The sequence below is a fragment of the Desulfobacter vibrioformis DSM 8776 genome, from assembly GCF_000745975.1.
Classification (GTDB): Bacteria; Desulfobacterota; Desulfobacteria; order Desulfobacterales; family Desulfobacteraceae; genus Desulfobacter; species Desulfobacter vibrioformis.
This window is the reverse complement of record NZ_JQKJ01000026.1, coordinates 44,006-50,537: the sequence shown is the minus strand read 5'-3', so window position 1 is coordinate 50,537 and position 6,532 is coordinate 44,006. Positions and strand designations below refer to the sequence as shown.

Sequence of the window (6,532 nt, the reverse complement as noted above, 5' to 3'; positions counted from 1 at the left end):
GACGCACTTGGCTCAGAGATGTTTATTGGAAGAAGGGCAAAGTTCATTTTTTCTTCCTTTTTAAAGAGTTTCCTTTTCCAGTATCCGAAACGATGGCGGGTCAAATCGTTCTGTCTACAATACTCAGCTTGACTGAGACCAGAATTTTTCCAATTATTCAAATGTTCTTGGTAAAATTCGCAAAGAATTGCCGGGGACTCCTGGCCGTTAATTGGGGTGATATTTTTTTTCATACTGGAGCAAGCATCCTTTTTATCTATTCGTTAAAAGATGGCCCACTATTTCATGAAAAACACCTCTCTGGAAGATGGGGTTTATAGAGCGCTTACTTTGTTCCACACTAAGGGCAGGCTCAAACGATTCAATAACCCACCATGTATCTTGGTCAGTCCAAAGCTGTGGTAGCCTTGTTAAGTATTCTTCTTGACCAAACTCGCTTCTATCTTGCGACGGCCAAATATTTGATGGGATCATACTTAGTTCTGGGTATCTTCCAAATACCGACCAGCCGATCAAAATCGTAAATTCATCATAGTCCTTTTGACTCGGACACAATACCACCCAACATTTAGATCCATCATTATTTAATTTGCTGAAAGCTCTTTCCCCTGGCGCAAGATAAATTGACTTAACTTTCTCCTCTTCGAACTCCGGAACGAGATCTCTCATTCGTCTTAAAAAGCGGTTTCTCAGAATTTTTCCATATTCCTTGCGCACCGTGGACTCCTAATTGGCTAATCGCGGTGCTGACCGGCGCCGTGCGCCGATCAAGCAAACGCAGTTTGATTGATCGGTGTGCGGTGTCCGGTCCAGTACCTTGTTCTGGCGCCAGAGGCTCCGGAACAAGGTGCTGGACGCAGTCAGCACCGCGATTCTCGGCGGCGCAGCCGCCGAAGAAAGCCTGCAAAGAACCGCTCACGTTCTGGCGGTCTGGGGGGGGCACCTTTTTCCAACGATTCGGATTTATCTGGGCACGACCAGTGTTTTGTTCGCTTGGTGTTTGCGATCACGTCTTGAAGCAAATTATGGGCAAATAAGTTTTATGTTTGGGAAATACGTTCTATATTTTGCGATGTCCCTTGTGACTAAGTCAAATGAAGATACTGTAGCGTGTGCGCCAATAAAGAAATCCGGAAGGGTTGAACTTTTAGTTCCCTTGTTTCTTCGATACTCAAGAAATGTCTTTCCAGCCAAAAACAGAGCTTCGCGTGGAATTTCCAGTACTTTCACACCCACTTGTTCAACAGCTTCCTCGACTTCTTCAATACGGTTGAAACCAATTGATATTTCGGTATACACAATTGAATTTATAAATAATGTATTCGTTTGACTATAGCGACTTAACACGTCTTCAGACCAGTTTCCCCATTTGGGATCATTCGTAAACAGATCAAGCAACACACACGAATCAATAAAAATTCCGTTCATTTTATTTTTCTTGTCATATTCATGATTTCGTCTGTAGACATTTTAGCTGTAGCAATCCCCCTTAACTTCGAAAATTTAGAGGTCGTTTTGTTTTTTGATGCTTTGACCAGATAAAATCTTCCGTTATCTTCATGAAAATCAACTTCTGTCTCTGGAACAATACCTAATATTTCCCTTACATTCTTGGGGATAGTGACTTGACCTTTTGTGGTTACACGCATAATAAACCTCCTTTTATAGTGTAATACCAATATAGTATTACTTTTTAATCCGTGCAACGATTTTTTGAAGCGAACAATATGATGTGTGGTTTTGTATATCCGCTTATTATCCAAATTTTAAACTGCATATCTTGAAAATATGAGTGTTATCCAGGTGCATTGGAAATACAGAGGATAAAATTAAAAATCAAGATTATTGGAAATAAAACATCTTAATGCCCTATTTAATTTGATTCCCCCCTGGCCGTGGATCAGATTTAACCCGGTCCAGCCAGGGGGATACGGTTTCAGGGGGGTACCCAGGCTGGACCGGGGCCGGGAGATACTATTGGGGCAGATTCAGGACCACCCGGGCTATTCTGGCGGCAGCCTCTTTCGGGCTGCGGCAGGGGAGCATACCCGGAATGTTGGGGGCCCCTGGGAGGCCGAGTACCTTTTTTTCAAACTGAAGGCCAAAGGCAATCTCCGAAAGGGTGCCGTATCCCCCGCCCACGGCCACGAGGCAAAGAGCGGCCCGTGTCAGGATTGCGTTTCTGGCCACCCCGATCCCGGTGGCCAGGGGGATGGTGACATAAGGGTTGGCTGTACCTGGATTTTCATCGGGCAGCAGCCCCACACAGATTCCGCCAGCCTCTGCCGCCCCCTTGCAGGCGGCTTCCATCACCCCCTGGCGCCCGCCGCAGATCAGGGTCAGCCCCATCCGAGCGATGAGCGTTCCCAATTCCAACGCATCTGCAAGCTGCTCTTCCGACGCCTTCCGGCCGCCTATAATCCCTACCGGAACCCGGCACCGGCTGCCCTGCTGCTGCAGCCGGGTGACCGCATCTGTTTCCGATACCGGGGCAAGTTCCGCCGCAATGGCGTCAAGTTCTTCCCAGGCCCGATTCTCCGGGGAAAAGATCCGGGCCGAGCGCAGATCAATAAGATTGTTTTCTAAGTCAAAAGCCAATGACATGGGAATACCTCCTGTGACTGTACCTCTCTCCGGCAGCCGCGCGTACCAAAGCGGTCAGCGTCCCCTTTGTCCTGGCATTAGTTGTCACGTAAAAAATCAACTAGCGCGGAATTAAATGCTTCGGGTTGCTCAATGTTGACCATATGACTGGCATCGGACAGCATGCAGAGTTTTGCCCCGGGAATCCGTTCGGCCAGATCCGTTGATTTTTCCGGCGGAATTGCCTTGTCTCCGCGGGCACCCATGACCAATACCGGGATCTTCAGCCCAGGCAGCAATGTTGATGAATCGCCCCGATCCCGAATCGTCTCTAACCCCAAAATCAAACCGGATGGCGAGGTCGCCGTCATCCAGCCGCGCACCTCCTCCACCAACTCAGGACGGGCAGCAACCGTCTGGTCGGCAAAAAGAAGCGGGGTAAACGCGCTTGGCACCGCCTCCGGCCGGCCGGCTTTAATCTCGGCAATCAGATGGTTGCGCTTGCCCCGGGCGGTTTCATCATCGGCGTCAGCCCGGGTGACGATAAAACAGGCAGCGGAAACCCGTTCCGGATAACGGGCCAGTAAGTTGAGCAGCACATACCCGCCCATGGACATGCCGCCGACCACGGCTTTCTCGATACCGAGGTGATCCAGCAGCGCAATCAGATCATCTGCCAACAGATCCGTTGAGCCGGCCTCGGTGCCCGGTTCACTTTCCCCGAATCCCCTCAGATCGGGAACCACAGCCCGGAAACCCGCAGCGGCCAAAGCCTGGGTCTGGGGACGCCACATTTGACGGCAAAGCGGAAATCCGTGAATCAACAATACTGCGGGCCCATCCCCTGCTTCATCATAAGCCAGTTGAATACCATTAAGTTTTGTTTGCATATAAACCTCCCGAATAAAATTTAAGATCAACCATACTCACTCACGTCAGACACATCCTACCAGCTCCCCTTGCGCACAACAAGCCCTCAAAAAAAGACCGTTTTCATTGTCCCCAGGTAATTATTATTGACAATTGCACTGCACGGTGAATAAGTTCTTTTTCAATTAGAACAATTATGGGGCATTTCCAACCTGACAATTTACGACGTGTAGCAGGAGCACGGTTTCATGCACCAGAAAAAAATTTTTTATGGCTGGACCATTGTTGCCGTGACTTTTTTGATCGGGTTTACCCAGGCCGGTGTGTTCCAGAATGTGCTGTCTATCTTCCTCAAACCCATGGCCGAGGAGTTCGGATGGAATCGTTCCATCATCACCGGTTCCATCGCTGTGGGGTCCCTGGCCGGCGGACTCCTGTCCCCTCTGATTGGTCCTTACCTGGATCACTATGGCCCGCGAAAACCGGCATTCTGGGGAATTACCATTTTAAGTGCGGGCCTGATTGCACTTTCACAGCTATCATCAGTCTGGCAGCTGTACCTGTTTTTCGGAACCGGCCGGATGATTGCTTCCGGTCTGCTGGCTCTGGTGGTCACGGTTAGTGTCTCCAACTGGTTTATTGAAAAACGGGGAAGGGCCATGGGGATTTCCCAGCTGGGCAGCCGCATCGGAATCGCTTTTCTCCCGTTGCTGGTACAGCATATCATCATTTCCTATGGGTGGCGGACAGCCTGGGCTGTATTGGGGATTATTGTATTTGCATTTTCGGCGCTTCCAAGTCTGATTTTTCTGAAACGAAGACCGGAAGACATTGGATTGCTGCCGGATGGGAGAGCCCCGGAAAAAAAGTTGGGGACCGGCCCGGAACGACCGGATGAAAAAAAACAGGGGTCCCGCTTTAATATAGAAAATGAACCGGTGTGGACCCAAAAAACCGCTGTCCGCACCACGGCATTCTGGCAACTGGTGTTTGTCATGTGTGTGATTTATCTGGTTGGGGCCGGGTCTAATTTTCATTTGTTTCCGTTTATGACGGACCAGGGATTGCCGCCAACCACGGCGGTTCTGGTCATCACTGTTTTATCGGTTTGCGCCGCATTCGGCGGGGTGTTGTTCGGTTTTCTGGCAGAAAAGATCTCTGTTAAAATACTCATGGGAGGGGTTCTGATCACCAACGGAATCCTCTTCTATTCAGTTTTCTGGGCAGTCAAAGAATCTGTGTGGATGTTTATCTTTGCCGTTGTGTACGGAACGATCCGGGGCGGCGTTCTGCCATTAATATTTCTGCTTTGGACGGAATTTTATGGCAGAAGATCTTCCGGGACCGTGCTGGGGATTGCCGGCCCTTTCCGGATGGCTGCAAACGCAGCAGGCCCTGTCTCGGCGGCGATCTGTTTTGACCTTTTCCATAACTACTGGATTCCTTTTTCAGTCTTCACTGTTCTCCTCCTCATGGCCGGTTTTTTGTGCTTGGTCGCAAAACCTCCCGTGAGCAAGCCTGGAATGCCCATGCAATACTAGTTTTGTCCCCTCTCTGCTTCGAATTATTTCACAAATAGCTCGGTGTATTGGGCATAGCCTTCCTTTTCAAGGTCTTCTTTGGGGATAAAGCGAAGTGCCGCTGAGTTAATGCAGTATCGAAGACCTGTGGGCGCCGGGCCATCATCAAAAACGTGACCCAGATGGGAGCCGGCGTTTCTGCTTTTGACCTCGGTCCGGGCCATGAACGCAGTCCGGTCAGATTCTTCCACAATATGATCCGGTTCCAGAGGCGTGGTAAAGCTTGGCCACCCGGTCCCGGAATCGAATTTGTCCAGAGAGCTGAAAAGTGGCTCTCCGGATACAATATCCACATAAATACCTTCTTTTTTGTTATCCCAGTACTCATTATTGAATGGGGATTCTGTACCCGCGTTCTGGGTAACATCATATTGAAGGGGGGTCAGTTTTTTTTTGATATCCGGGTTCCCTGGTTTAGACCATCCCCGTGTTTTTTGAAGTGTACATACCTTGTTGCGGTCCGGTGCCGAATCGGGCACATTTGCCCAGGTCTTTTTCAAAAACTGGTCACGGCCGGCCCCCTGGCGATAATACGTGTACTGAAGGGGATTTTTCTTGGCGTAATTCTGGTGATATTCTTCGGCCGGAAAAAATTTTTTAAATTGGGTAATTGATGTCACAACCGGTTTCTGGAAAACGCCCGAAGCGTCCAGTGCCTTTCTGGAGGCTAGAGCTTTTGCTTTCTGGGACGCGGTGTGATAAAAAATTTCAGCGCGGTACTGGTTGCCCCGATCCACAAACTGCCCCCCGGCATCCGTTGGATTGATATGGCGCCAGAAAACATCTAAAAGCTGTTCATAGCTGACCTTTTCAGGATCAAAATGAACCTGGATCGCTTCTGCATGGCCGGTGGTTCCCGACGACACAGAAGAATAGTCTGGCTGCATGTCATGGCCGCCGGTATATCCGGATGTGACCATGATAACACCGGGCACTTTTTCAAAGTCGGTTTCGGTGCACCAGAAACATCCGCCGGCAAATGTGGCCACTTCCAGGTGCTTATTTTCAGCTGTTTTCATTTTTTTACCCTCCGGGTTTTGGGAAAAGAGTACAGAATTGGAAAACAAAATGAATGATACCAACGATACGATTATGATAAAAACGTATTTCATGTTGAATCTCCTTTTTTGCTGGGATCTTGCCTATCCATTGAAAATAATCACGAATGAATCACAAAAAAGGGGCAGGGGGCAAAAACGCGATAAAGTGATATTATTAAAGTTGCAGTAATCGTTTCTTATAAATTCCCCCTTTCCCGTATATAACCGGCAAGGGTTTTAATCGTTGATAAAATTTCACGGGCCTGGTCCTGGGTGTCGATTCGAAGCCCATAGACATCCTGGACCATGACAACAATTTCAACCGCGTCCAGGGAATCCAGTCCAAGCAGGGAGTCCGGTCCCACCAGGGGGGCGTCCATTGGAAAGTCATCCGGAATATCTTCCTGGACATTGCAGAGTTCGACAATGGTTGTTAACAGCTCTTTTTCCAGCATTATG

At 49.0% G+C, this 6,532-nt stretch carries 9 protein-coding genes; 1 reads left to right on the top strand and 8 read right to left on the bottom strand.

Annotated elements, in window-relative coordinates:
• The 6 genes from tnpA to Q366_RS15225 form a co-directional block, all read right to left on the bottom strand.
• Positions 1-233: IS66 family insertion sequence element accessory protein TnpA (gene tnpA, locus Q366_RS21355; RefSeq protein WP_035240539.1), on the bottom strand; the 233-nt coding region annotated here is incomplete at its 3' end.
• A 19-nt stretch (positions 234-252) separates the two neighbouring features.
• Positions 253-717, bottom strand: coding sequence for a hypothetical protein (locus Q366_RS21350; RefSeq protein ID WP_035240538.1), 465 nt, complete (start codon positions 715-717; stop codon positions 253-255).
• 306 nt (positions 718-1,023) lie between these two features.
• Positions 1,024-1,428 (bottom strand): type II toxin-antitoxin system VapC family toxin, encoded by a 405-nt coding sequence (locus Q366_RS15240; RefSeq protein WP_035240537.1) that lies wholly within the window; start codon positions 1,426-1,428, stop codon positions 1,024-1,026.
• Entirely contained in the window at positions 1,425-1,649 is a 225-nt protein-coding gene (locus Q366_RS15235; RefSeq protein ID WP_035240536.1) for an AbrB/MazE/SpoVT family DNA-binding domain-containing protein, read from the bottom strand. Before Q366_RS15235 ends, Q366_RS15240 begins: the two co-directional genes overlap by 4 nt.
• 325 nt (positions 1,650-1,974) lie before the next feature.
• Positions 1,975-2,604, bottom strand: coding sequence for a TIGR00725 family protein (locus tag Q366_RS15230; RefSeq protein ID WP_035240535.1), 630 nt, complete (start codon positions 2,602-2,604; stop codon positions 1,975-1,977).
• Positions 2,605-2,681: 77 nt separating this feature from the next.
• On the bottom strand, positions 2,682-3,473 hold the full coding sequence (locus Q366_RS15225) for an alpha/beta fold hydrolase (RefSeq protein WP_035240534.1): 792 nt from the start codon (positions 3,471-3,473) through the stop codon (positions 2,682-2,684).
• A gap of 228 nt (positions 3,474-3,701) precedes the next feature.
• On the opposite strand from Q366_RS15225, the gene Q366_RS15220 reads away from it, so the two are divergent.
• On the top strand, positions 3,702-4,994 hold the full coding sequence (locus Q366_RS15220; RefSeq protein WP_035240533.1) for an MFS transporter: 1,293 nt from the start codon (positions 3,702-3,704) through the stop codon (positions 4,992-4,994).
• A gap of 23 nt (positions 4,995-5,017) precedes the next feature.
• Here Q366_RS15220 and msrB read toward each other — a convergent pair whose 3' ends face one another.
• Positions 5,018-6,052: a peptide-methionine (R)-S-oxide reductase MsrB gene (gene msrB, locus Q366_RS15215; protein ID WP_281175499.1), complete on the bottom strand. Its 1,035-nt coding sequence runs from the start codon at positions 6,050-6,052 to the stop codon at positions 5,018-5,020.
• A 218-nt stretch (positions 6,053-6,270) separates the two neighbouring features.
• On the bottom strand, positions 6,271-6,528 hold the full coding sequence (locus tag Q366_RS15210; protein ID WP_035240531.1) for a phosphopantetheine-binding protein: 258 nt from the start codon (positions 6,526-6,528) through the stop codon (positions 6,271-6,273).
• Positions 6,529-6,532: the final 4 nt, after the last annotated feature.